This is a genomic window from Telluria sp. AZSoR62 (assembly GCF_058111565.1).
Genome location: NZ_JBYTST010000015.1, coordinates 73,858 through 98,826, shown reverse-complemented (window position 1 = coordinate 98,826; position 24,969 = coordinate 73,858). Strand labels below are relative to the sequence as shown.

Genomic DNA, 24,969 nt, shown 5'->3' with positions numbered 1-24,969 from the left:
GGACACGAACTCAGCATTAGGCACATACCTGCAACATCGGGGGCAGGTCTGACATTTGGACACGAACTCAGCATTAGGCATGCCGCGGCGTCCCGCGTTTTGCCGGCCGCAGAGATGAAGGTCGATTCGGGAATGGCTGTTCGAGCGGATCCCAGTGTTCGTGCCTCGCCATGAGCATGCGCGGTTGAGGCCGTGTCCGAATGTCAGACCTGACCCTGAATTCCCCGCTGTTATCTGGCGCGTGATCCCGCGTGCGACAGTGCTCAGGGCATCGTGAAGTGAGCGACAGCCCGGCTCACCGTCTTGCTCGATACGCCGAATGCACTCGCAATCTGGGACATGGTGAATGCGGTCGAATGATAAGCGCGCGCCATGGCTTCGTTCCGGTCGGCGAAGCGGGCTTGGTAGAAGCTCAGCGGAAGTGCAATTGCGCGACGCTCGAACTTCGACGTTTCCGCGAACTCCGCAGCGCATTGGGATTCCTGATGCATCGACAGGAAGTCGTCATCGCCCAGCAGGATCTGATGTCGTGTTGCGCGAAGCGGGCTGGCTTTGCCGACGCCGGCCAGGATGAACGCCTGATAGGCGGAAATGGCAGCTGTGCGCGTGGAGCCGAACTGGCCAAGGAGCCAAACACGCTCGAGCCAAGGGGGCGGATCGTCTTCGCTAACAACATAACGGTGACTGCTCCAAGGCCAATCGTCCAGGGAGATGACAGTCTTCGCGCGTAGCGGGTTCAAGACCACGTAACGGGAAAGTTCCAGAAGGTAGCTTTCTTTCTGGATCAGGATCGCCTTGTATCGGCCTTGGAAAAGATGTCCGACCAAGCTGTGCCGCCGGTTGAAATATTGGCTGTACAAGCCGTTCAGTTGGCGCATGCCGCGTGAAAGATTCGCCTCCACTGTTTCGATCAGCAAATGGTAGTGATTCGTCATCTGGCAAAAGCTGTGAATCACGAAGTTGTGCCGCTTGCACACCAAGGCAAGCATTGCTAGCCAGACCTGGCGGTCGGTATCGTGCCGGTAGATCGGATTACGCCGGTTGCCACGCGAGGTCACATGGTAGAGGGCGCCTGGAAATTCGATTCGAAGTGGTCGCGTCATACCGCTAACGGTATCGATTGGATAATCGCTTGCACTGAGGCCGCACAGCTGCGCGCAGGGTAAGAACTGTTGAGCTCGTGTCCGAATGTCAGACCTGACCCCGAAATTGGTTAGGAAGGCCGCAGAAAATAGTTGTAGACGACCGGTCTAATTTAACTTATTATCGATCCATGAACAAATCGTCAGCAAGCGAAGCCCCCGATGTCCGTGACAAGATCGTCGCAGTCGGTCAGCGCCTCATGGCGGGCAGGGGATTTTCGGCAGTCGGCTTGAGCGAGATACTGACTACCGCCGGCGTGCCGAAGGGATCGTTCTACTATTATTTTGCGTCCAAGGATGCGTTCGGCGAAGCCTTGCTCGAGCAGTATTTCAAGGACTACCTGGCCGAGATCGATGCTGCCTTCCAGGAGCCGGACATCAGCATGGCGGACGGCCTGGTGCGCTATTTCGACAACTGGCGCACCAGCCAGTCCCTGGGCGAGTGCCATGGAAAATGCCTGGTCGTGAAACTGGGGGCGGAAGTGTCGGACCTGTCCGAGCCGATGCGCCTGACGCTCAAGCAGGGCACCGCGGGTATCGTGGCGCGCCTGGCGCATGCCATCGAGCAGGGCGTCGCCGAAGGCTCCTTGCAGGTGGAAAGCGAACCGGGCCTGGTTGCCGAAAGCCTGTATCAACTCTGGCTCGGCGCCAGCGTCATGGCCAAGATCACGCGCGACGAAGCGCCCTTCGATGGCGTCATGCGTACCACGCAGCACCTGCTGCATCTGTCCCGCTGAGCGGGACACTACTTCCAACGCTTCAGACGGAGCGTTTTTTTGACCTCATCAGTAGACGACTGGTCTACTACTTTCAAGAAAGATCCATGCCATGAATATCCTGATCGTCCTGACCTCCCACGACACCCTCGGCAACACCGGCCGCAAGACCGGCTTCTGGCTCGAAGAACTGGCGGCCCCGTATTACGCCTTCAAGGACGCCGGCGCCAACATCGTGCTGGCCTCGCCCGCCGGCGGCCAGCCGCCGCTCGACCCGAAGAGCAAGGAGCCCGATTCCCAGAGCGAGGCGACCCGCCGCTTCGAAGCCGATGCCGAGGCAACTGCCCAGCTGGCCGCCACCGTCCGCCTCGATTCGGTGTCGCAGGACGATTTCGATGCAATGTTCTACCCCGGCGGCCACGGTCCGCTGTGGGACCTGGCCGAGGACGCGAACTCGATCGCCCTGATCGAAGCCTTCATCGCGGCAAACAAGCCGGTTGCGCTGGTGTGCCATGCTCCCGGCGTGCTGCGTCACGCAAAAAATCCCGACGGGTCGCCGCTGGTGCAGGGCAAGCAGGTCACGGGCTTTACCAATACCGAAGAAGCGGCGGTCGAACTGACCGATATCGTGCCCTTCCTGGTGGAAGACGAACTCAAGGCAAAGGGCGGCATCTTCACGCGGGGCGACGACTGGGCCGCGCATGTGGTGACCGATGGCCTCTTGATTACCGGACAGAATCCCGGCTCCTCGGAGGAAACGGCAACTACCTTGCTGCAGGCGCTTGCCCGCAAGGCCGCGTAGGCCCCGTCAGTCCCGGGTGGGAACGCGGAGCCTCAGGGGCTGATCAGGATCGTAGGGAGATGAGGGCAGCCTGACCCGGCGGGGTCAGCCGACCACGAAGCGCTTCGATGGTCCGCCGGCAACGGTCTGCCCGCTGGAACCATACACGCCGCCGGCTTCGGCGCCGGCCGGCATGCGCAATGCGTTGAGCACGCCCTGGTTGTGGGCCAGCTGCTTGTTGATCAGCATGCCGTTGACGCGGTTGAGTTCCTTGGCCTGGCGGGCCAGGTCCAGCAGTTGTTCCCACTGGGTCTGTACTTCGGCGGTGCCGCCGACGGCCAGCCAGGGTTGCATGCCGGCTTCCGAGCCTTCGCAGCCCGCTGCCAGCAGGGCGGCGTGGCGTTCGGCCGACAGGTCGGCCAGCGCCTGCAACAGCGCGTTCTTGCGTGGAGTGAGTTCTGCCAGCCCGTCGGCGTCCGCTGCGACCAGCAGCGCTTGTTCCTGCTTCATCAACTCCAGCAGGGAGGTGACGTGTTGCTGCTCAAGGGAAAGGGTCGAGGCTGGGCTGGTGGGCATGAAGGGTTATCGCTTGCGTGAATGGAGCAAGTCGCGGACGGTGTCGAGCAGCCCGTCGGCGACTTTCTCGGAATTGACCTGGAACTGGCCATCGGCGATGGCCATCTTGATGCGTTCAACTTTCTTGGTGTCGAACACCTGGTTGTTGGCGCCCACGGCAGCGGCCATGGCCTGGCCCTGCGAGGACAGGCGCACGCTGTCGGTTGCCGCCGGCGTGGCGGCGGTCGTCGCGGCCTTGTCGGTGCGGGTATTGTTGGCCGGCGTGGTTGCCGGCTGAAGGCCTGGGTTGCCCTTGACGGTATCGTTGATTTTCACAGCATCATCCTTCTCTGTTCGGAGCGGAAACTCCGGTATCTGCATCCGGTAACGGCGCGGATTTCACAAACTTTAGTGCAGAAAAGGCCATGGATTGAAATTATGCGGTGCCGCTGAATGACAATGTTCAGATCGCGATTTCGATGACGCCGCCGCTGCGTGCGGTGCCGCTCACCACGGTGCCGGACTGGGTACGCGCCTGCGCGACCTGGCCTTCGCCGGCATTGCCGAGCGCGCGCGCTTCGGCCGACACCGAGAAGTTCGATCCTTTTGAAACCAGCCGTACCGCCTGGCCCTGCTGCACGACCGGCTTGGCCTTGAGCGTATCGAGCCGCAGCGGTGTTCCCGCCTGCAGCGACGCGGTCGGCGTGCGCCCGATGGCCTGGGCCATGTCGGTGATGATGCCGTTTGGCATCGCCGCGATATCGCCCTTCATCATCACCAGCTGGCTGGCGTCCACCGCCTGGCCCTGGGCCAGCGGCACGCCCGCTGCCACATACTCGGCCACCACGCTCACGGTCGCCTGAATATACACCGTCCAGGCGCTCGGCGCGGTACAGCGCACGCCCACTGTTGTTTTCCCCCACGCCCGTGCGCCCGGCTGCTGGAAGGCTTCCGGAGCAGGGCAGGCGGCCAGGCTGGTGCGCGGATCGACATTGCCGACCTTGACGCTCACCTCGCCGGGCAGGCCGGCGGCCTGGGTCTGCAGGTATTGTTCCACGACCGCGCGCAAGGCCGGCAGGTTCTGGCGCTGGGCGACCGGCTGTTGCGCGGAGGCGAAGGGCGCGAGCAGGAAGAGCAGGGCGGCGATCTGGCGTTTCATGGAAGGATGACTCCGGTAAGGGCATGGATCTCGAATGCTGCCATTTTAGGCAGCATGATTCCATGGTGAAACTTTGAATAGCCGGGGTTTGCCGTCCTTTCTCCATCGATTGGTGTTTGTTGCCCGTCCGTATGATCGGTGCTGTCCCAATACGTCCCGTCCCGGAGGCAGCATGATCGGCAAAGTCGACCAGTATCTGAGTTTCAACGAAAAGGCCCTGTCCCTGCGCGCCCAGCGCCAGGAGCTGCTGGCGTCGAACATCGCCAACGCCGACACGCCCAACTACAAGGCGCGGGACATCGATTTCACCGCGGCGCTGCAGGGTGCGCTGGCGGCCAAGGGCGCCACCGGCCCGATGGCGACCACGGCGCAGAACCACATCGGCCGCGGCAAGCCCACCGGCGACATGCTGTCCAACGGCACCCCGGTGATGTACCGCGGCGTGGTGCAGGGCGCGGTCGACGGCAACACGGTCGACATGGACGTGGAACGCAACCAGTTCGCCGACAACGCGCTGCGCTACGAAGCCGGCATCACGATGATCAACCACCAGATCAAGGGCCTGCTCGCGGCCATTCAAGGACAGTAATCATGTCGCTATTCAATATCTTCAACGTGTCCGGCTCGGCCATGAGCGCCCAGGCGCAGCGCCTCAATACCGTGGCCAGCAACCTGGCCAATGCCGACAGCGCCACCAGCGCCAATGGCGAAGCCTACCGCGCCAAGGCGGTCGTGTTCGAGGCGGTACCGCAGCAGTCGGGCGCCACCGGCGTGCGGGTGCGCGAAGTGGTCGAGGACGCGTCGCCGCTCAAGCAGGTCTACGATCCCAAGCACCCGATGGCCGACGAGAAGGGCTATGTGGCGATGCCGAACGTGAACGTGGTCGACGAGATGGTCAACATGCTGTCGGCCTCGCGCTCCTACCAGACCAATGTCGAGACCATGAACGCGGCCAAGACCATGTTGCAACGGACCCTGACCCTGGGTCAGTAACACAAGAACACTAAACCATGACCACCATTGCCAACAACAACCCGGCCGCGAACGTCTCCGACCTGATGTCGACCATGAACGCCAAGAAGAAGGTCGAGACCGACAGCGTCCAGGCCGACACCGACAAGTTCATGACCCTGCTGGTCACCCAGCTGAAGAACCAGGATCCGCTGAACCCGCTCGACAACGCGCAGATCACCAGCCAGCTGGCCCAGCTCTCCACCGTTACCGGCGTCAACAAGCTCAACACCACCCTGGAATCGCTCAAGACCAGCTACCAGTCGGCCGAAGCGATGCAGGCGACCAACCTGATCGGCCACGGCGTGCTGGTCGAGGGCAACAAGGTGCAGCTGCAGGATGGCAAGGCCATCCTCGGCGTCGAGCTCGAGAGCCCGGCCGACAAGGTGCAGGTGGTGATCACCGATCCGGTCACCGGCAAGGATGTCCAGACCATCGAGCTCGGCCCGCAGGCCGCCGGCGTCCTGCCGCTGGCCTGGGACGGCGTGATCGATCCGAAGAACGTCGATGCCGCCGGCAAGCCGGTCACCCTGGCCAATGGCAACTACGGTTTCCGTGTCGTCGCCACGCGCGGCGGCGAGGCCCTGAAAGATGCGAAAGGCCTGTCCTTCGACAGCGTCGCGAGCGTGACCACCAGCGGCAAGGACGGCATCAAGCTGAACCTGCCGGTGAAGGGGTCCGTGAGCATGGCCGATATCAAACAAGTCCTGTAAGCCAGCCGCTTACCAACCTATTAGGAGTACACCATGTCTTTCCAACAAGGCCTGAGCGGCTTGAACGGCGCTGCCAAATCCCTCGACGTCATCGGTAACAACATCGCCAACGCCAGCACGGTCGGCTTCAAGGGTTCGACCACCCAGTTCGCCGACGTCTACGCCAGCTCGCTCAACGGCGCCGGCGGCGTCACCGCCGGCATCGGCGTGAAAGTGGCGGCGATTTCGCAGCAGTTCACCCAGGGTAACGTCGAAGCCTCGAACAACCCGCTGGACATCGCCATCAATGGCGCCGGCTTCTTCCGCACCGAAACCTCGGGCCTGATCCAGTACAGCCGCAACGGCCAGTTCTCGCTCGACAAGAACGGCTTCATGGTCAACCCGCAGGGCGCCAAGCTCACCGGCTACGGCCTGAACGCCAACGGCCAGCTCTCGGCCGGCGCCCCGGCGCCGCTGCAGATCAACACCGCCGACCTGCAGCCGGTCAAGACCTCGGAAGTGCAGATGGAACTGAACCTGGATTCGCGCAGCCAGGCGCCGATCAACACGCCGTTCAACGCGGACGACCCGACCACCTACAACAAGCAGACCCCGATGAGCGTGTACGACACGCTGGGCAATCCGCACGTGCTGTCGACCTATTACGCCCGCAACGCCACCGGCGGCTGGGATGTATACGCGGCCAACGACGGCACCGAAGTGACCAACCTGGCCGTGGCCGGCGCCGCGCAAGGTACGGGCGCGGCCTTCAACGCGGTGAATACCGCGCGCGCCAACTGGGAAGCGGCCACCAAGGCCGTTCCGCCGGTTCCGGCCACCATCGCCGCCGCCCTGAACAGCTATGCCACCGCCGCCTCGGCCATGGTGTCGGCCGCTGCCGGCGCCGCCGGCGGCACTGCCGCCAACCAGACCGAGATCAATACCGCCGCGACCAATGCCGCCCTGGTGCCGGGCACCACGCCGGCCGAAGTCGACGAAGCCATGGCCAAGGCCGTGAACGTGCCGCCGAAGAGCATCGGCACCCTGGTGTTCGACACCAATGGCGGCCTGAACAAGGTTACCTCCACCAGCGCCGGCAAGATGAGCGCCAGCCTGCCGGTGTTCCCCGCCACCGGCGCGGAACCGGTCATGACCTTCACCATCGACTACGACGGCACCACCCAGTACGGCACCGCCACCAGCGAAAAGAAGATCGTCCAGGACGGCTATGCGGCCGGCAACCTGCAGCGCTTCTCGACCGGCCAGGACGGCATCATCCTGGGCCAGTACAGCAACGGCCAGACCAAGCCGCTGGGCCAGGTGGTTCTGGCCAATTTCACCAACCCGAACGGCCTGGAGCCGCTGGGCAATAATGCCTGGGCCGAATCGGCCAACTCCGGCGTGCCGCTGATGGGCACCCCGAACTCGGGCAGCATGGGCGTGCTGCAGTCGTCGGCGGTCGAGAGCTCGAACGTCGACCTGACCGCCGAGCTGGTGAACATGATCACCGCGCAGCGCGTGTACCAGGCCAATGCGCAGACGATCAAGACCCAGGATTCGGTGCTGCAGACGCTGGTGAACCTGCGTTAATTGAGATAATGAGCAGTACGGCATAGCAAGCGATGGCTGACCGCGTGGGCAGAATCTGCCCACCCTACGAGCTAGTGGCTCATCGTAGGGTAGGCAGGTCTCCTGCCCACGCGGTCAACAAGAACTCGAATAGTAGCAACGAGGAAAATATACGATGGATCGCCTGATCTACACCGCCGCCAGTGGCGCCAAGCACATCCTGGAAAAGCAGGCCACGACCTCGAACAACCTGGCCAACGTGAACACCACGGGCTTCCGGGCCCAGATGGACGTGTTCCGCGCCGTGCCGGTACAGGGCGAAGGCTTGCCGACGCGCGCCTTCGTGGTCAATTCGACCCCGGGCGCGAATTTCGCGTCCGGGGCGCTGCAGGTGACCGGGCGCGACCTCGACGTGGCCGTCAAGGGCGAAGGCTGGCTGGCGGTGCAGATGGCCGACGGCACCGAAGCGTATACCCGCAACGGTTCGCTGCAAACCAGCGCCAACGGTCTGCTTACCACCGCGAACGGCGCCACCATCGCCGGCGAGGGCGGCCCGATCACGATCCCGCCCGACGTCACCGTCACGGTAGGCGGCGACGGCACCATCTCGACCATTTCCACCACCGACCAGCCCTCGGCAAGCAACATCCTGGGCCGCCTGAAACTGGTCAATCCGCCAACCGGCGAGATGGTGCGCGGCGACGACGGCCTGTTCCGCCTCAGGAGCGGCGCCCCTGCCCAGGCCGACCCGGCGGTGCGCGTGGCCGGCGGCGCCCTCGAGGGCAGCAATGTCAGCGCGGTCGATTCGATGGTCGACATGATCGCCCTGGCACGTTCTTTCGACACCCAAATGAGCCTGTTGAAGAACGCCGAGAATAACGCCGCGAAAGCCACCCAGATCCTCGCTTTGAATTGATAGTTGCTGCAGCATAATTCTCCTGTACGTGGCGGACCGTGTCCGCTGCACTTAGGAGAATTCCATGATCCGATCGCTGTTTATTGCCAAGACCGGCCTCGAAGCGCAGCAGACCAACCTCGACGTCATCACCAACAACCTCGCCAACGTCAGCACCAACGGCTTCAAGCGCTCGCGTGCGGTGTTCGAGGACCTGCTGTACCAGAACGTGCGCCAGCCAGGCGCGCAGTCGTCGCAGCAGACCAACCTGCCTTCGGGCCTGCAGATCGGTACCGGTGTGCGCACCGTCGCCACCGAGCGCATCTTCACCCAGGGTAATCCCCAGCTGACCGGCAACTCGAAAGACGTGATGGTCAATGGCTCGGGCTTCTTCCCGGTGCTGCTGCCGGACGGCACCCAGGCCTATACCCGCGACGGCTCCTTCCAGACCGACGCCAACGGCCAGCTGGTCACCTCCAGCGGCTTCGTGGTGCAGCCGGCGATCACCATCCCGGCCAATGCCGAATCGATCACCGTCGGCCGCGATGGCGTGGTCTCGGTGAAGCTGCCGGGCACCCCGGCCCCGACCCAGGTCGGCTCGCTGCAGCTGGCGACCTTCATCAATCCGGCCGGCCTGGAGTCGCGCGGCGAGAACCTGTACGTCGAGACCGGCGCCTCGGGCAACCCGAACCTGAACGTCCCGGGCACCAACGGCTCCGGCGTGCTGATGCAGGGCTATGTGGAATCGTCGAACGTGAACGTGGTCGAGGAAATGGTCAACATGATCCAGACCCAGCGCGCCTACGAGATCAACAGCAAGGCGATCACCACCTCCGACCAGATGCTGCAGAAACTGTCCCAGTTATGAAATCTTCTCTCTTTTTCGCTGCCCCATTGCTGGCGCTGGCCGGCTGCTCGACCACCCCGAGCAGCATCGTGCAGGGCCCGACCTCGAGCCGCCCGATGCTGGTGCAGACGGCGCCCGCCGCCGATGGCGCCATCTACAACGCCAACAGCTATCGCCCGATGTTCGAAGACCGCCGCGCGCGCCACATCGGCGACCTGCTGACCGTGAACATCACCGAGCGCACCTCGGCCGGCAAGTCGGGCGCGAGCACCGGCAGCAAGTCGGGCAGCGCCGGCTTCACGGTGCCGGGTCCGCTGCAGGCCAAGCTCGGCGCCGGCATCGCGCTGGAAGGCGCGAACAAGTTCGCCGACGCCGACACCCAGAGCGCATCGAACAATTTCTCCGGCACCCTGGGTGTAACCGTCACCGAAGTGCTGCCCAACGGTAACCTGATCGTCGCCGGCGAGAAGCAGGTCGCCATGAACAAGGGCATCGAGTACATCCGCTTCTCGGGCATGGTCGCTCCCGACACCATCCAGCCGGGCAACATGGTCTCGTCGACCCTGGTGGCCGATGCACGCGTCGAATACCGCACCAACAGCCGCGTCGACCGCGCCGAGATGAGCAACATGTTCTCGCGCTTCTTCCAGTCGATGCTGCCGTTCTGAGGATAGCCATGCAGATGAAAATCACCTCGATCGCCTTGCTCTGCGCAGCCTTGCTTGGCGCCGCTACCCCGGCCCAGGCCGAGCGCCTGAAGGACCTCGCCAGCATCGCCGGCGTGCGCCAGAACCAGTTGTCCGGCTACGGCATCGTCGTGGGCCTGGACGGCACCGGCGACCAAACCAGCCAGACCCCGTTCACTGTGCAGTCGATCCAGGCAATGCTGCAGCAAAAGGGCGTGAACCTGCCGCCCGGCACCCAGCTGCAACTGAAGAACGTCGCGGCCGTCATGGTCACCACCTCGCTGCCGGCCTTTGCCCAGCCGGGCCAGACCATCGACATCACGGTCTCGTCGATCGGTAACGCGAAAAGCCTGCGCGGCGGTACGCTGCTCATGACCCCGCTGCATGGCGCCGACGGCCAGGTGTATGCCATGGGCCAGGGCAATGTGCTGGTCGGCGGCGTCGGCGCCCAGGCGGGCGGCGCGCAAGTGCAGGTCAATCACCTGTCGGTGGGCAAGGTCTCCGCCGGCGCGACCGTCGAGCGCGCAGTGGCCTCGAACCTGGGCGCCGACAACCAGATCCGCCTCGAGCTGAAGGAAACCGATTTCTCGACCGCCGCCCGCGTGGTGGAAGCCATCAACGACCAGTTCGGCGCCGGTATCGCCACCGCGCTGGACGGCCGCGTGATCCGCGTGCGCACGCCGTCTTCGAGCGACCAGCGCGTGGCCTTCATCGGCCAGCTGGAAGGGATCGACGTGGCCCGCAGCAAGGATGCGGCCAAGGTGATCATGAATGCGCGCACCGGTTCGGTGGTGATGAACCAGGCTGTGATGCTGGAAAACTGCGCGATCTCGCATGGCAACCTGACCGTGACGGTCGGCGCCGAGACGAACGTGAGCCAGCCGGCCCCGGGCTCGCGCGGCCGCACCGCCGTGACGCAATCGAACTCGGTCGACGTCAAGAAAGACCCGGGCCGCGTGTTGATGGTCAAGGGCGGCGCCTCGCTCGCCGAAGTGGTCAAGGCCATGAATTCGATCGGCACCACCCCGCAAGACCTGCTGGCCATCCTGCAGGCCCTGAAGGCGGCCGGCTCGCTGCGCGCCGAACTCGAGATCATCTAAGAAAGCACGCCATGATCGGTTCTCCTTCCACTGACCTGACCAGTAAGTTCGCCCTCGATACCAAGGGCCTGGGCGAACTCAAGCAATCGGCCAAGGCCGGCTCGCCCGCCGCGCTGAAGGAGGCTGCTACCCAGTTCGAAGCCATGTTCATCAACATGATGATGAAGAGCATGCGCGACGCCACCCCGCAGGAGGGGATGCTGGACAACCAGCAGTCCAAGATGTTCACCGGCATGCTGGACCAGCAGATGAGCCAGAACCTGGCCAAGCGCGGCGTCGGCCTGGCCGACATGCTTACGCGCCAGCTGACCTCGAACCAGGTCGGCGCCCAGGCGCTGGCGATCGGGTCGGATGGCATGGCGGCCGGGAAAGCCGCGGCCGCCGCATCGGCCCTGGCGCCGCTGGACGGCAGCATGCGTCCGGGCATGGACGCGGCCACGATGATCAAGACCGGCGCGAAGCAGCCGGGCGCGCCGGCCCTGGCGCTGACCACCGACTCGGGCCGCGTGCAAACCCCGCACGTGCGCGCCTTCCAGGAAAAGCTGCACGCCCACGCCGCCGAGGCCGAGCGCGCCACCGGCGTGCCGGCCAAGTTCATGCTGGGCCAGGCCGCGCTGGAAAGCGGCTGGGGCAAGCGCATGATTCGCAACGCCGACGGGACCAGCAGCAACAACCTGTTCGGCATCAAGGCCGGCCCTGGCTGGAAGGGCAAGGTCGCCACCGCCGTGACCACCGAATACATCAACGGCCGTCCGCACCAGAAGGTCGAGAAGTTCCGCGCCTACGACACGCCGGCCGACTCGTTCAAGGACTACGCCAACATGCTGGCCAAGAACCCGCGCTACGAGAAAGTGCTGGCCAGCGGCGGCGATGCCTCGGCCTTCGCCCACGGCCTGCAGCGCGCCGGGTATGCGACCGATCCGAATTACGCAAGCAAACTGACCCGCATCATCAAGAACTCATTGGCGTAAAAGAGCAAGTAACCCTTAGGGTGGACAAGTTTCCTGCCCACGCGGTCAGGCAGCAAGATCATCGCATACGGTTATTCAAGTGATAACTATCGCCGCGTGGGCGGGGAACCCCCTCACCCGACGGGTCAAGTTTTTTCATCAGTTGCCGTAAATGAGATACACATAGAAAGAAAGCTGACATGTCCGGTAACCTCCTCAGCATTGGCAAGAGCGGCCTGTTCGCGGCACAGGCAGGCCTGTCCACGACCGGCCACAACATCGCGAACGCCAACGTGGCCGGCTACAACCGCCAGACGGTGGTGCAGTCGACCGCCCCGATGATGGATACCGGCGTGGGCTTCATCGGCACCGGCACCCAGATCGACCAGATCAAGCGCTACAGCGACGAATTCCTCAACAGCCAGGTGCGCAACGCCCAGGCCAGCAAGAGCGGGCTCGATTCCTACTACAGCCAGATCAGCCAGATCGACAACATGCTGGCCGACCAGACCGCCGGCCTGTCGCCCTCGCTGCAAAGCTTTTTCAAGGGCGTGCAGGACATGGCCGCCAACCGCGCCTCGATCCCGTCGCGCCAGTCGATGCTGTCGAGCGCCGACACCCTGGCCACGCGCTTCCAGGCGCTCGATTCGCGCCTGGGCGAGATCCGCGAAGGCGTGAACAGCACCATCGAAAGCAGCATCACCACGATCAACTCCTACGCCAGCCAGATCGCCGACCTGAACGAGAAGATCGGCACCTTCGCCTCGGCCATGCAGCGCGCGCCGAACGACCTGCTGGACAAGCGCGACCAGCTGGTGATGGAACTGAACACGCAAGTAAAAGCCACCGTGCGCCCGGGCGACAACGGCAGCCTGACGGTCTCGATCGGCAGCGGCCAGCCGCTGGTGGTGGGCCAGCGCGCCTTCGAACTGGCGGCGACCAAGTCGCCGACCGACCTGACCCGCCTGGAAGTGGGCTATGTGACCGGCAACAAGGTCTCGGTGCTCGGCGAGAATGCGCTCTCCGGCGGCGCCCTGGGCGGCGCGCTGGAGTTCCGCAGCAAGACGCTGGACCCGGCGCAGAGCGCGCTGGGCAAGGTCGCGATCGGCCTGGCGCACGAATTCAACCAGCAGCACAAGCTGGGCCTGGACCAGAACGGCGTGCCGGGCGGCGACTTCTTCAGCGTGGCGCCGGCCTACGTGGGCAAGAACATCCATAACGCCACGGCCAGCACCACCAAGATCGACGCCATCGTCAGCAACCCGGCGGCGCTGGCGGACAGCGATTACAAGGTCGAGTTCGACGGCACCGACTACCAGGTCATTCGCCTGTCGGACAACAAGAAGACTACCTATACCGGCGCCGGCGCGGCCCAGACCATCGACGGGGTCGACTTCAGGATCACCGGCACGGCGGCAAAAGAAGACAACTTCCTGGTGCGCCCGACCATCGGCGGCGCCGCCAATTTCAGCGTGCTGGTCAAGGACGTGTCCGGCATTGCCGCCGCCGCGCCGATCAGCACCAGCGCGCCGCTGAGCAATACCGGCACCGCGAAGATCAGCGAAGGCAAGGTCGACCCGAGCTTCCTGGGCGGGGGCACCGCGCTGCCGCTGACCCTGAGCTTCGATAAAACCAGCGGCAACCTGGGCGGCTTCCCGGCCGGCACCGTGCGCATGGTCGACAGCAATGGCGTGGCCAGCACCGTCCCATCCGGCAGCGTGCCCTTCAAGGCCGGCGCCACCTATACCTTCGGCGGCATCAGCGTGACCATGACCGGCGCGCCGGGAGACGGCGACAAGTTCACCATTTCCAGCAACGGCAGCGGGGTGGGCGACACCCGCAACATCGGCCTGCTGGGCGACCTGCAGACCAAGAACATCTTCAACAACGGCACCGCGACCCTGCAATCGTCCTATGCCCAGCTGGTGAGCACGGTCGGCAACAAGACCCGCGAAGTGCAGGTGAACGGCAAGGCCGGCGAAGCGCTGCTGGTGCAGGCCCAGGGCGCGGCCCAGGACGTCTCGGGCGTGAACCTGGACGAGGAAGCAACCAACCTGATCAAGTACCAGCAGGCCTACCAGGCCGCCGGCAAGGTGATGCAGATCGCGGGCAGCATCTTCGACACGCTGCTGTCGATCGGCCGCTGATCGCCCACCGCACGTCACCGCACCAACACGAGGCACCCATGCGCATCAGTTCACTTTCGATCTACAGCAACGCGACCACCCAGCTCAATTCGCTGCAGAGCGCCCTGGCGCGCACGCAGATGCAGCTGTCGACCGACCGCCGCATCCTGACCCCGTCCGACGACCCGGTGGCGTCGGCGCGCGCGCTCGAAGTGAGCCAGTCGAAGGAAATGAACAGCCAGTTCGCCACCAACCGCGCCAGCGCCCGTTCGTCGCTGTCGACCGTGGAAGGCGCGCTGCAAAACGCCGGCAACCTGCTGCAGGACATCCAGGAACTGGCCGTCAGCGCCGGCAACGGCACCATGCTGCCGGCCGACCGCCAGCTGCTGGCGACCGAGCTCGAAGGCCGCCTGCAAGACTTGCTGGGCGTGGCCAACAGCACCGACGGCTCCGGCGGCTACCTGTTCAGCGGCTACATGGCCACCACCCAGCCCTTCACCGAAACCCCGGGCGGCGCCGCCTACCAGGGCGACCAGGGCCAGCGCCAGCTGCAGGTGGCCGCTTCGCGCCGCATGCCGCTGTCGACCTCGGGCAGCGCGGTGTTCGAGAACAACGCGACCGGCAACGGCACCTTCCAGACCCAGGCCAACGCCGCCAACACGGGCGCGGCCATCATCTCGTCCGGCTCGGTGGTCGACCGCAACCTGGCCAATGCGGGCCGCGACTACAAGCTCACCTTCGCGGTGGCCGGTTCGCCGCCCGTGACCACCTACAGCGTGGTCGACACCACCACCGGCACCGACGTCGCCGTGCCGGGCATGACCGCCCAGCCCTACGAAGCGGGCAAGGCGATCACTTTCGGCGGCCTGAGTTTCGACATCAAGGGCGAACCGGCCGACGGCGACAACTTCAGCGCCAAGCCGAGCGAGAAGCAGTCGGTGTTCACCACCGTGACCAACCTGATCACGGCGCTGCGCGCCCCGGCCGACGGCTCCACCGGCAAGGCCGCGCTGGCCAACCAGATCAACACCGCGCTGGACAACCTGAAGTCCTCGCACAACAACGTCCTGACCGTGCAGGCCTCGGTAGGTGCGCACATGAAGGAACTCGACTACCTCGACAGCGCCGGCGACGACCTCGACATCCAGTACACGGCCACGCTGTCGGACCTGCAGGACCTGGACCTGGTCAAGGCCTATTCCGACTTCTCGCAGCAGCAGGTGACGCTGCAGGCGGCGCAGATGTCGTTCAAGACGATGTCGGGGCTGTCGCTGTTCAACTACCTGTAAGCGTTCAGCAGGCGTGACAAGCAAAAGAGCCGGCAGTTGCCGGCTCTTTTGCTTGGGCGGAACGACCGGTCGATCAGGACCGGTTCCGGCACGCCGTGAATGAATCAAGCGTATTTCGGACGCGTGGCCAGCGCAACCACTGCGATCCCTGCGGCGACGATGAGCGCATCTTCGATCAGGCCACTTCTGGTCTGGCCAATGCGCGCCATCGCCTGCTTGCGCACGGCCAGCGTGCAATAGGCCAGCGGCACGGCGGTTGCAACCGCCACGGCTGCACCGGCCTGCTCGCGGCCGCGTGGCGCCAGGGCCGCGCCGGCGATCCCGGCACTCATGACACGCGCCAGCAGCCCCAGGAAGACCGTACGGTCGGGCGCCGACTTCATCTTGTCGCCGTAGAGTTCACCGGGGCCCATCGCCAGCGCACCGTACTTGAACAGGGGACGGTCGAGGATGAACAGCTCGCCCGGCGTACGGCGGCCAAACAGGCGCGCCGCGGCAATGGTGGCCATCGGGGTCATGGAGCGCGCGCTGGCGACGGCGCCGATCAGGGCGGAAGAGAGCAGGTCGCGAAAACGCATGGTAGTGATTCCTATCGCTGAGAGACGGGAGCCTGCGGGTGCAGGCCGACTCGTCAATTCTAACCACGGCCCCGGCACGGGTGTCGCCACCCACGCCGGAAGAAGGCCGCCGGCGCGATGCGGCTGCAGGCTCTCCCAGGTCTGCTATAGTTTGCATGGATGACAACAAAGGAGGGCTGGACATGGACATGACGGTGGTGCTGCTGGCGTGCGCCGCAGCCTTCGTGGGCTCGCATTTCCTGCTGTCGCATCCCTTGCGCCGGCCCCTGGTCGCCGCCCTGGGCGAGAAGGGTTTCCTGCTGCTGTATTCGGCGCTGGCCTTCGCTACCCTGTGGTCGATCTCCTGGGCCTATCCGAAAGCGCCGGTCACCGCGCCGTTCTGGGCCGTGGGCGACGGCCTGTGGGCGCTGGGCACCGTACTGATGCTGGCCGCTTCCATCATGCTGCTCGGTTCCTTCATCCGCAACCCGGCCCTGCCGGGCGCCACCAATGCCGCCGGCGCGCAGGCAAGCGGCGTGTATGCCATTACCCGCCATCCGATGATGTGGGCCTTTGCCATCTGGGGATGCGTGCACATCCTGGTCTACCCGGTAACGAAGAACATCATCGTCGCCGTCGCCATCATCGTGCTCTCATTGGTGGGCGCCGCGCTCCAGGACCGCAAGAAGGCCGGCCTCGATCCGCAGGGCTGGCACGCCTGGCAGGCGCGCACCAGCTACTGGCCGTTCCAGGCGATCGCGCAGGGCAGGGCGCGCTTCGGCGGCTTCGGCGCGCATGCGCTGGGCGGCGGGGTGGTGGTGTGGCTGCTGGCCACCTGGGCGCACATTCCGCTGGCCGGGTGGGCGGCCGGCGTCTGGCGCTGGCTGGCGTGAAGCGGTAGAGGAAACGCGCCAGCCGTCCTCAGGCGGCGTGCACCGAGACCGGCACCGGACGGCGCGGCGCGATCTCGTCGAGCGTGATCTCGCCGAAGCGTTTCAGGAACAGGGCGTCGGCCTCCGCCATGGTGGCCGCCATCACAGCATTGACATTCTTCTCCACCACGCAGTCCGGATGATCGCTGCGGTTGCCGAACGCGAACAGGTTGGGGCGGCCGAGCGCCTCGTACACGGCCAGGAAGGTGATCTCGCTCAAGGGGCGCGCCAGCTGCCAGCCGCCGCCATGCCCCTTGCCCGAACTGACGAAGCCGGCCTCGCGCAGCCCCGCCATGGTGCGCCGAAAGACGGCAGGGTTGGTGCCCATGCCTTGCGCCAGCAGCTCGGACGTCTGCGGCTCGGCACACTGGTCCATGTGCAGCAGGACGTGGAGTACGTCGGAGAGTCGGGTGTCCCGGTTCATCGTATGGCTTTCGAGTGGGGTGGTCCGGCGCTGGCCGGACAGCCGTTGACATGCCAGGACTGATTACGTATCATTCAAAGATACATGAAATGAAGTCCTTCATGTGAATTGCGCTTCGCCTGCCGCGGGGCGCCTTTGCGCAGTCTTGCGACAAGGAGAAATTATAATGCGATACGACACCATCATCGTGGGCGGCAGCTTCGCCGGCCTGTCGGCTGCCCTTTACCTGGGGCGGGCGCGCCGCTCGGTCTGCGTGCTCGACACGGGCAGCCCGCGCAACCGCTACGCCAGCGCGTCCCATGGCCTGTTCGGCCAGGACGGCCGGGACCCGCTGGACATGCTGGCCACCATGCGCGCCCAGGTCGCGGCCTATCCGACCGTGCAGTTCATCGATGTAGCAGCGGTCGACGCCGTGCGCGAGGGCGAGGCCTTCCGCGTCACCCTGGCCGACGGCGCCACGCTCTCGGCCGCCACGCTGCTGCTCGCCTTCGGCATCCACGACATCCTGCCCGACCTTCCGGGCGTGGCCGAACGCTGGGGCAAGTCGGTGATCCACTGTCCTTACTGCCACGGCTATGAATTCAGCGACCAGCGGCTCGGCGTGCTGGCGATGTCGCCGATGTCGGTGCACCAGGCGATGCTGGCGCCGCAATGGGGGCCGACGACCTTCTTCACGAACGACGTCGCGCTCGACCCGGCCGCACTGGCGGACCTGGTGCGCCGCGGCGTCACGCTCGAGGCCACGCCGGTCGAGCGCCTGGTGGGGGAAGGAACGCGCCTGCAAGCGGTCAAGCTGCGCGACGGCCGCGAGCTGCAGCTCGACGCGCTCTACATCGGTCCATCCAACCGCTTCAACAGCGACCTGGCCGAACGGCTCGGATGCGCCATCGACGCCGGACCGCTCGGACCGATCCTGACGGTGGACGAGATGAAGGCGACCAGCGTGGCCGGCGTCTGGGCCGCTGGCGATATCACCCGCGCCGGCCACACCGTGACCTTTGCCGCCAGCGACGGCGTGATGGCGGCGCTGGCCATCCACCGCTCGCTGGTTCTGTGAGGACGGCCCCGATGTCCGGCCAGGCTTCTCCGTACAACGACCCGCGCGCCGTCGCATCGTATGCCGAGGATGCCCTGCGCAAGGTGCCGGGACTGGCGGACCTGCATCGCATGGCGCTGCTCCTGCTGGAGGAGCAGGCGGGCGCCTCGGCCCACATGCTGGTGGTCGGCGCCGGCGGCGGCATGGAAACACGGGCCTGGGCCGAGGCGCAGCCGGCATGGCGGTTTACCGGTGTCGATCCATCGCCGGCCATGCTGTCGCTGGCGCGCCAGGCCTTAACGCCGTTCGCGGACCGCATCGATTTGCTGGAGGGGACGGTCGACCGGGCGCCGGACGGTCCCTTCGATGGCGCCAGCTGCCTGCTCACGCTGCATCACATCGACAGGGACCAGCGCGGGCCTGCCTTGCGCGAGATCCGCCGCCGCCTCAAGCCGGGAGGGCGGCTCATACTGGCCCACCATACGGCCCCCTTGCCGGACCCGCAGCGCTGGATGATGCGCTCGATCGCGTTCGGCGATCGCGCCGGCCCGGACTGGACCCACGCCAGCGAAAGCGCCAGGGTGATGGCGCAGCGCCTGTCGCTGCTCGCCCCGGACGAGGAAGAAGCGCTGCTGCGCGAAGCGGGGTTCGAAGACGTGGCGCTGTTCTATGCAGCCTTCTCGTTCCGGGGCTGGGTGGCCAGCGCCGGCTAGTCACACCAAGGGCAGGCGATCAGGTGCGCTTGAGCTGGCCGATCACGCTGGCGACCTTGGTCGTGATGACATCGACCGCCGGGCCATTGGCGCCGTGGGGGAGGATGACATCGGCGTGGCGCTTGGTCGGCTCGATGAATTGCTTGTGCATCGGGCGCACCGTTTCCAGGTACTGGCCGACGATGCTCTCGACCGAGCGGCCGCGTTCCGTGATATCCCTTTGCATGCGGCGGATGAAGCGCACGTCGGGGGCGGTGTCGACGAAGATCTTCAGCGACATCATGTTGCGCAGGTCCGCGTCGTACAGCGCAAACAGGCCTTCGATCACGATGACCGGCGCCGGCTTGACCGGAATGGTCTTGTTGGAGCGGTTGTCGATCGTGAAGTCGTACTCGGGCATCTCGATCGCGTCGCCGTTGCACAAGGCCTGGACGTGCTGCACCAGCAGCGGCCAGTCGAAGGCCTGCGGATGGTCGTAGTTCTGGCGGCGGCGCACTTCGGGGGTAAGGTCGGACTGGTCGCGGTAGTAGTCGTCCTGCATCACGACCGACACCACATCGGCGCCGAACGACGCCAGCACTTGCTGGGAGACCGTTGACTTGCCACTGCCGCTGCCGCCGGCGACACCAATGACAAACGGACGGAAAGGAATTTCTTTCATCCCCGAATGATACCGGAGCGGCGGGCGGAGCGACAGGGTGGGCTTACCCGCCACGATGTCGCAATCGTACGACGTAGCAGGCGTTTGGATATCGACACCAACATTTTGCAAGATTGACGGCAAGCCAAGGCTTGCTGTTCAAATTGTTGTGCGAGGCCAACGCATCGCGTCCTATGGCGTTATGGAAGATTTATGTTTCCGTAGGAAATCAATTTCCCATGGGAAGATTCCTGTTCTGTCTTGTTGAGTTCAGGAGTAGCCATGTCCACGATCCGCCGCATGTTGATTTCCTCGCCACTGTCGCGCACCGCGATGACCGCCGCCGTGTTGTTGTGCTCTGCCGCCGCGAGCCCTGCCTATGCAGCGACGCTGTCGGTGGGCGCCGGCAAGACCTTTGCCACGCCCTGCAAGGCCTTCGCCGCCGCTGCCGCCGGCGACATCGTCGAGATCGATGCCGCGACCGCCTATGTGGGCGATGTCTGCGGCATCTACGCGCACAACCTGGTGATCCGCGGTGTCAATGGCCGGCCGAAGATCGATGCCGGCGGCGCCAATGCCATGGGCAAGGGCACCTGGGTGGTGGTCGGTAACGGCATCACGGTCGAGAACGTCGAGATGTTCGGCGCCCGTGTGCCGGACCGCAACGGCGCCGCGCTGCGCCTGGAAGGCACCGGCTTCACGCTGCGCTCGAGCTTCCTGCACGATAACGAGAACGGCATCCTGTCGAACGCGAACACCGCGTCGGACATCCTGGTCGAGCGCTCGGAATTCGGCTTCAACGGCCACGGCGACGGCTATTCGCACAACCTGTATATCGGCAACGTGCGCAGCCTGACCTTCCGCTACAACTACTCGCACGACGCCAATATCGGCCACAACCTGAAGTCGCGCGCGCAGACCAACACGATCGTCTACAACCGGTTCTCGAGCACGCCGGCAGGGCACGCCAACACCACCGCCAGCGGGCAGCCGAGCTACGAGGTGAACCTGCCCAACGCCGGTACCGCCTACGTGATCGGCAACGTGATCCAGCAGCCCGCGTCGAACCAGAACCCGGGCATGCTGACCTTCGGCGAAGAGGGCGCCACCAATCCAGGCCAGAACCTGTACGTCGTCAACAACACCTTCCTCAACGACGACAGCTCGCGCGGCACCTTCGTCTTCATCGGCAGCGGCGTCACGACCCCGGCCCTCATCCAGAACAACATCGTCGCGGGCGTGGGCACCCTGAGCACGCAAGCGGCCGCACTCGACCGCAACAACTACCGCTCGCTGGCGCCGGCCTTTGTGGACCGCGCCAACTACGACCTGCGTCCCGCCGCCGGCTCGCCGATGCTCGACGCCGGCGCCAATCCTGGCGTGTCCGTCACCGGCCTGTCGCTGGCGCCGGTCGCCCAGTACAAGCACCGCGCGGCCAGCGACGTTCGCGCGGTGAGCGGCGCGCTCGATATCGGCGCCTACGAGGCGGCGACGGTCGTGACGCAGCCGGCGCCTGCACCCGCGCCGGCGCCTGCGCCAACCACGGACGTCACGGCGCCGACGGTGCAGATCACGAGTCCTGTCGGTGGCCGCATCAGCGGCACGGTGACGGTGATGGTGCAGTCGGCCGACAACAGCGGCGCTGCCGGCATCATCAACCAGCTGTATATCGACGGCGCGCTGGTGGCGAGCAACAACGGTGCGAGCCTGAGCTACAAGTGGAACACGCAGAAGATCGCCAAGGGCACGCATACGGTCAAGGCGGTGGCGAGGGATGCGGCGGGTAATGTGTCGAGCACGTCGGTGCAGGTCACGAAATAATCGCGTTGCAGGAGCTGGCGGGTGCTTACCTGCCAGCTCCTGCGGCGGTCATGCTGCCCAGTCTTCGTCGTTTCCAGGATTCTCGGTCTCGAGGGGTATCAGACGAGCGAACTCCCCTCGCTAAACGCCCCTTCGGCCAGGCCGCGTACGCAAGCATGCCTGGCTGCGAGCCTCGACCGTTCAATTCGGTTTTGATCGATTTGCAGACGTCGCGCTGCAATCAATCACGCTGGGCCGCCTCAAGCCGAATGCAGAGCAAGCCTACTTAACTCTCGGGGTCGAAGTAGAACTCGCTAAGCTCCTGTGCACAACGGCAGGCGGCAGCCAATTTCGCGGCCCAATGAAGAGCATCCTCCCTGGATGGCAGCTCGAGCACACAGAAACCGCCATCCAGCTCTCTCGTTTATCGGTAAGTCTTGTTCGCGCAGTGTCCGTCAGCCGACACCATCAGCGGATCGACTTCGCTATTGATGCCGCCGGCGAAAACATACGCCCCAGCGGCCTTTGCTTTCCTGATCACGGCACGCGACGCCTCGCTGACCGCTGCCATATCCTCGTCGGCGACCACCATTGCACTGCAGGGAAGGAGATGAGATATTTGGTCATTGCCCAGCCTTGATGAGCTTAATCAGAAATCGTATTCGGCCTGCGTATCTCAGGAGTGCGCCGCCTTGGTACCAGCGCTTTCTTGCGCTGCTTGGGTTAGGCCGACCTGCTTAAGTTTGCTCGGGTATCCACTCAAGCAGGTCAGTCACGCCGATATCGATGCCCGATTGCGACAGCAGCGTGCTTGCCTGGCCCCGGTGATGCGTCTGGTGGTTGAACAGGTGGAGCAGCAGGCTTCCAACATTCTTTCGGAATTCGCCGCGCGAATTCGTGTACGACAACGCCTGTGCCAGGTCGTCGTCGGTGACTTCTGCCGCCAGTGCCGTGATGATCGCATCGAGCCGCACCCGCAGCGCCAGCAGCGCAGCCAGCTCCTCGCTGAAGGAATGCGCAAGACCAGCCGGAACCGGCATGTCCGCCATCGCGTCCAACGCGGCAAAACCTGATCGATGGCCCCTGAACCGGCGCAGCCAGATGGTGTCCCCGGCGACGATATGGTTCAGCGTGCCCATGACGGAACCGAAGAAGGCGCCGCGGTCGGCGTGCAGCGCGTCCTGCGGCAGCAGGGCGGCAGCGGCATACAGCTTGGCGTTCATCGACGCGTTATAGGCCGCTAGTAAAACGATATCGTCGCGCGTGGGCATTCGGTTTGTTCAGACTGTCGAAATGGGCATGCCGCCATCGTCCGGCCAGGCAGGACGATGGCGGCACAAGGATCGGGATTTCAGGCCGCGCCGCTCAGCGCGCCGACAGGAAGGCCGCCACTTCCGACTGGAAGCGCTGCGGCTGGTCCCACATGATGAAGTGGGCGCTGTCGGGAATGCGCTTGAGGGTCAGCTGCTTGATCGGCGCATAGGCGCCCTTGTAGACAGCGTCGAACTGTTCCGGCGCGAGCGGCACGGTCTTGGGCTGGACGTACAGCACCGTGACCGGCACGGTGATCTTCGACAGTTCGGGAATCAGGTTGGTGACGATCAGTTCACGGTAGGCGCGGCTGCTCACGTCCGGGTCGCTGGCCGTGGAATCCTTGATCGCGACCGGGCGCATCGCCTCGGTATTGACCATGCCGGCGATGGTGTCGTTGGTGTTCTTGGTCCGCTGCTCCGGCGTTGCCGCGCGAATGCCGGCGCCGATGCGGTCGGCGACCGCTTCCACCTGGCTCGCGCTCGCGCCCGGGCCGGCGAAGAAGGTGCCGAGGAAGGGGTACATGTCGACCACCATCAGGCGCGACAGGCGCTGTGGGTGGCGGCTTGCCAGCATCATGCCGATGGTGCCGCCCATCGAGTGGCCGATGACTGCCGGCTGCTTCAGGTTTGCCTCGCCGATGTAGCGCGCGATCTCGTCGGCCACTGGCGCGGCCACCGTGCCTTCCTTGTTGCCGGCGGCCGGTTGGCCGGCGAAGCCGGACACCTGGACCAGATGGTAGCGGTAGCCGGGGAGCTTCTCGACGGTCGAGGCCCACACGCGCGGCGACGAATTCAGGCCGGGGATCAAGACCACGTCCGGTCCGCTGCCTTCGGTCCGCACGGTAATCCGTTCGGAGGAGAAGGGCGCGGCCAGCGCGCTGGTGAGGGGGAATGCTGCCAGCACGGCTACTGCGCATGCGGCAAAGCTGCGACGCGACATCTTCGTTGAATTCATCCTGTCTCCTGTTCGATTTGTCATGGGCGCGGGCGGCGCACGGGGTCCGGATCACAAGCCGGTCTGCTACCAGTCACCGGCCAGTATATTGGCTATTGAAGTGGCAATTTTCGCATATTGTCACCGCCCGTCATTGCCTTTCCCATCAATGCATCCGCCAGCAAACTGCAGTTCGTCGCAGGCGGCGCCGGTCTGTCGCAAAGCTGCTGCACCTGGGCAGGCTTGGCGCGATGCTGGCGTTTTCATCATGGAGACGCCCGTGTTCAAACCTGTCCTGACCCTGTCCGCCCTCTGCTTTCCCTTGCTTGGCGCTGCCGCCGCGCCGGCGCCGGTCGTCGACACCATCGACGGGCGCCAGGTCGAATCCTTGATGATCCGCCATCCCACATCGAAGGACGTGGTCGTGTTCGAAGGCGGCTCGCGCAATACGATCGAGAAGTGGGGCACGGTGCCGGAACTGGTCGGGCGGGAGGCCACCGTGTTTGCCTACAACCGCCCCGGCTATGGCAACAGCGCGGTTGCCGCGACGGCGCGCGACGGCCGCACGATCGTCGAGGAGCTGCGCGCGGTGCTGCGCCACAAGGGCCTGGGTCCGCCCTATGTGCTGGTGGGCCATTCGCTGGGCGGCCTGTACATGCAGCTGTTCGCGCGCGCCTATCCGGAAGAAGTCAAAGGCCTGGTACTGGTCGATGCGCTGTATCCGCGCATGGTCAAGCCGGTCGCGGAGTTTCCGATGTGGTCGCGCCTGGCTGGGCAGCTGGGCTTTTCGCGCTCGGTGTGGCGCGAAATCGAGCAGATCGACGAGACCGGCGAGATGGTGCTGCGCATGGCGAGCATCGACGGCAAGCCGATCGTCCGCCTGGTCAACCAGCCCACTTCTGCGACGGCGATCCCGGTCGATTTCGGCGCCTTCCGGATGGACGAGGACACGCGCAAGCAGGTGCGCGCGCTGTACCCGAATGCGAAGACCATCGTGGCCGATTCCAGCCACCAGATGGCCTTGAGCTCTCCGGACGTCGTGAAGGCGGCGATCCTGCAGGTGATCGCGGCCGGCGGCGCGCAGGCCGTGGCCGGGCGCTGA

At 65.0% G+C, this 24,969-nt stretch carries 28 protein-coding genes; 18 read left to right on the top strand and 10 right to left on the bottom strand.

What is annotated here, in order from left to right; genetic code table 11:
* Nucleotides 1-263: 263 nt before the first annotated feature.
* A complete protein-coding gene (locus AC3XQU_RS20380) occupies nt 264-1,103 on the bottom strand; it encodes a transposase (RefSeq protein ID WP_489875986.1) in 840 nt (279 codons plus the stop codon).
* A gap of 170 nt (nt 1,104-1,273) precedes the next feature.
* Between AC3XQU_RS20380 and AC3XQU_RS20375 the strand changes: the two genes are divergently transcribed.
* Entirely contained in the window at nt 1,274-1,879 is a 606-nt protein-coding gene (locus AC3XQU_RS20375; RefSeq protein ID WP_489875985.1) for a TetR/AcrR family transcriptional regulator, read from the top strand.
* Between the two features lie 91 nt (nt 1,880-1,970).
* Nucleotides 1,971-2,660, top strand: a complete 690-nt coding sequence (locus AC3XQU_RS20370) for a type 1 glutamine amidotransferase domain-containing protein (protein WP_489875984.1) — start codon at nt 1,971-1,973, stop codon at nt 2,658-2,660.
* Nucleotides 2,661-2,744: 84 nt separating this feature from the next.
* Here AC3XQU_RS20370 and AC3XQU_RS20365 read toward each other — a convergent pair whose 3' ends face one another.
* The 3 genes from AC3XQU_RS20365 to flgA all read right to left on the bottom strand — a co-directional run bounded on the left by AC3XQU_RS20365 (nt 2,745) and on the right by flgA (nt 4,353).
* Entirely contained in the window at nt 2,745-3,215 is a 471-nt protein-coding gene (locus AC3XQU_RS20365; RefSeq protein ID WP_489875983.1) for a flagella synthesis protein FlgN, read from the bottom strand.
* 6 nt (nt 3,216-3,221) lie between these two features.
* Nucleotides 3,222-3,530, bottom strand: a complete 309-nt coding sequence (flgM, locus tag AC3XQU_RS20360; RefSeq protein WP_489875982.1) for a flagellar biosynthesis anti-sigma factor FlgM — start codon at nt 3,528-3,530, stop codon at nt 3,222-3,224.
* A 127-nt stretch (nt 3,531-3,657) separates the two neighbouring features.
* Nucleotides 3,658-4,353, bottom strand: a complete 696-nt coding sequence (flgA, locus tag AC3XQU_RS20355; protein ID WP_489875981.1) for a flagellar basal body P-ring formation chaperone FlgA — start codon at nt 4,351-4,353, stop codon at nt 3,658-3,660.
* Between the two features lie 172 nt (nt 4,354-4,525).
* Between flgA and flgB the strand changes: the two genes are divergently transcribed.
* The 11 genes from flgB to flgL all read left to right on the top strand — a co-directional run bounded on the left by flgB (nt 4,526) and on the right by flgL (nt 15,518).
* Entirely contained in the window at nt 4,526-4,942 is a 417-nt protein-coding gene (gene flgB, locus AC3XQU_RS20350; RefSeq protein WP_489875980.1) for a flagellar basal body rod protein FlgB, read from the top strand.
* Nucleotides 4,943-4,944: 2 nt separating this feature from the next.
* Nucleotides 4,945-5,346, top strand: a complete 402-nt coding sequence (flgC, locus tag AC3XQU_RS20345; RefSeq protein WP_489875979.1) for a flagellar basal body rod protein FlgC — start codon at nt 4,945-4,947, stop codon at nt 5,344-5,346.
* 17 nt (nt 5,347-5,363) lie between these two features.
* Entirely contained in the window at nt 5,364-6,077 is a 714-nt protein-coding gene (locus AC3XQU_RS20340; RefSeq protein WP_489875978.1) for a flagellar hook assembly protein FlgD, read from the top strand.
* A gap of 33 nt (nt 6,078-6,110) precedes the next feature.
* On the top strand, nt 6,111-7,646 hold the full coding sequence (locus tag AC3XQU_RS20335) for a flagellar hook protein FlgE (protein WP_489875977.1): 1,536 nt from the start codon (nt 6,111-6,113) through the stop codon (nt 7,644-7,646).
* 154 nt (nt 7,647-7,800) lie between these two features.
* Nucleotides 7,801-8,541, top strand: coding sequence for a flagellar basal-body rod protein FlgF (flgF, locus tag AC3XQU_RS20330; protein ID WP_489875976.1), 741 nt, complete (start codon nt 7,801-7,803; stop codon nt 8,539-8,541).
* A gap of 64 nt (nt 8,542-8,605) precedes the next feature.
* Nucleotides 8,606-9,388, top strand: a complete 783-nt coding sequence (gene flgG, locus AC3XQU_RS20325; protein WP_489875975.1) for a flagellar basal-body rod protein FlgG — start codon at nt 8,606-8,608, stop codon at nt 9,386-9,388.
* Nucleotides 9,385-10,035 (top strand): flagellar basal body L-ring protein FlgH, encoded by a 651-nt coding sequence (locus AC3XQU_RS20320; protein WP_489875974.1) that lies wholly within the window; start codon nt 9,385-9,387, stop codon nt 10,033-10,035. Before flgG ends, AC3XQU_RS20320 begins: the two co-directional genes overlap by 4 nt.
* Nucleotides 10,036-10,049: 14 nt before the next feature.
* Nucleotides 10,050-11,153, top strand: coding sequence for a flagellar basal body P-ring protein FlgI (locus AC3XQU_RS20315; protein ID WP_489875990.1), 1,104 nt, complete (start codon nt 10,050-10,052; stop codon nt 11,151-11,153).
* Between the two features lie 11 nt (nt 11,154-11,164).
* Complete coding sequence (gene flgJ, locus AC3XQU_RS20310) at nt 11,165-12,124, top strand: flagellar assembly peptidoglycan hydrolase FlgJ (protein ID WP_489875973.1); 960 nt, start codon at nt 11,165-11,167, stop codon at nt 12,122-12,124.
* A 179-nt stretch (nt 12,125-12,303) separates the two neighbouring features.
* Nucleotides 12,304-14,250 carry a flagellar hook-associated protein FlgK gene (gene flgK / locus AC3XQU_RS20305; RefSeq protein WP_489875972.1) on the top strand — a complete coding sequence of 649 codons (1,947 nt, stop codon included), beginning with the start codon at nt 12,304-12,306 and terminating at the stop codon, nt 14,248-14,250.
* A gap of 38 nt (nt 14,251-14,288) precedes the next feature.
* On the top strand, nt 14,289-15,518 hold the full coding sequence (gene flgL, locus AC3XQU_RS20300; RefSeq protein WP_489875971.1) for a flagellar hook-associated protein FlgL: 1,230 nt from the start codon (nt 14,289-14,291) through the stop codon (nt 15,516-15,518).
* A gap of 104 nt (nt 15,519-15,622) precedes the next feature.
* Here flgL and AC3XQU_RS20295 read toward each other — a convergent pair whose 3' ends face one another.
* Nucleotides 15,623-16,096 (bottom strand): hypothetical protein, encoded by a 474-nt coding sequence (locus AC3XQU_RS20295; RefSeq protein WP_489875970.1) that lies wholly within the window; start codon nt 16,094-16,096, stop codon nt 15,623-15,625.
* Between the two features lie 155 nt (nt 16,097-16,251).
* Here AC3XQU_RS20295 and AC3XQU_RS20290 point away from each other — a divergent pair, with 155 nt between their 5' ends.
* Nucleotides 16,252-16,968 carry an NnrU family protein gene (locus AC3XQU_RS20290; protein WP_489875969.1) on the top strand — a complete coding sequence of 239 codons (717 nt, stop codon included), beginning with the start codon at nt 16,252-16,254 and terminating at the stop codon, nt 16,966-16,968.
* A 28-nt stretch (nt 16,969-16,996) separates the two neighbouring features.
* Here AC3XQU_RS20290 and AC3XQU_RS20285 read toward each other — a convergent pair whose 3' ends face one another.
* Nucleotides 16,997-17,431, bottom strand: a complete 435-nt coding sequence (locus tag AC3XQU_RS20285) for an Rrf2 family transcriptional regulator (protein ID WP_489875968.1) — start codon at nt 17,429-17,431, stop codon at nt 16,997-16,999.
* Between the two features lie 166 nt (nt 17,432-17,597).
* On the opposite strand from AC3XQU_RS20285, the gene AC3XQU_RS20280 reads away from it, so the two are divergent.
* Complete coding sequence (locus tag AC3XQU_RS20280; RefSeq protein WP_489875967.1) at nt 17,598-18,488, top strand: NAD(P)/FAD-dependent oxidoreductase; 891 nt, start codon at nt 17,598-17,600, stop codon at nt 18,486-18,488.
* Nucleotides 18,489-18,499: 11 nt separating this feature from the next.
* Nucleotides 18,500-19,180, top strand: coding sequence for a class I SAM-dependent methyltransferase (locus AC3XQU_RS20275; protein WP_489875966.1), 681 nt, complete (start codon nt 18,500-18,502; stop codon nt 19,178-19,180).
* Between the two features lie 19 nt (nt 19,181-19,199).
* Here AC3XQU_RS20275 and udk read toward each other — a convergent pair whose 3' ends face one another.
* A complete protein-coding gene (gene udk / locus AC3XQU_RS20270) occupies nt 19,200-19,841 on the bottom strand; it encodes a uridine kinase (RefSeq protein WP_489875965.1) in 642 nt (213 codons plus the stop codon).
* A 261-nt stretch (nt 19,842-20,102) separates the two neighbouring features.
* Here udk and AC3XQU_RS20265 point away from each other — a divergent pair, with 261 nt between their 5' ends.
* Entirely contained in the window at nt 20,103-21,641 is a 1,539-nt protein-coding gene (locus AC3XQU_RS20265) for an Ig-like domain-containing protein (protein WP_489875964.1), read from the top strand.
* Between the two features lie 403 nt (nt 21,642-22,044).
* Here AC3XQU_RS20265 and AC3XQU_RS20260 read toward each other — a convergent pair whose 3' ends face one another.
* The 3 genes from AC3XQU_RS20260 to AC3XQU_RS20250 all read right to left on the bottom strand — a co-directional run bounded on the left by AC3XQU_RS20260 (nt 22,045) and on the right by AC3XQU_RS20250 (nt 23,888).
* Nucleotides 22,045-22,212 (bottom strand): hypothetical protein, encoded by a 168-nt coding sequence (locus AC3XQU_RS20260; protein ID WP_489875963.1) that lies wholly within the window; start codon nt 22,210-22,212, stop codon nt 22,045-22,047.
* 145 nt (nt 22,213-22,357) lie between these two features.
* Nucleotides 22,358-22,891, bottom strand: a complete 534-nt coding sequence (locus AC3XQU_RS20255) for a DinB family protein (protein ID WP_489875962.1) — start codon at nt 22,889-22,891, stop codon at nt 22,358-22,360.
* A 94-nt stretch (nt 22,892-22,985) separates the two neighbouring features.
* Entirely contained in the window at nt 22,986-23,888 is a 903-nt protein-coding gene (locus AC3XQU_RS20250) for an alpha/beta fold hydrolase (protein ID WP_489875961.1), read from the bottom strand.
* 259 nt (nt 23,889-24,147) lie between these two features.
* On the opposite strand from AC3XQU_RS20250, the gene AC3XQU_RS20245 reads away from it, so the two are divergent.
* Nucleotides 24,148-24,969 (top strand): alpha/beta fold hydrolase, encoded by an 822-nt coding sequence (locus tag AC3XQU_RS20245; RefSeq protein ID WP_489875960.1) that lies wholly within the window; start codon nt 24,148-24,150, stop codon nt 24,967-24,969.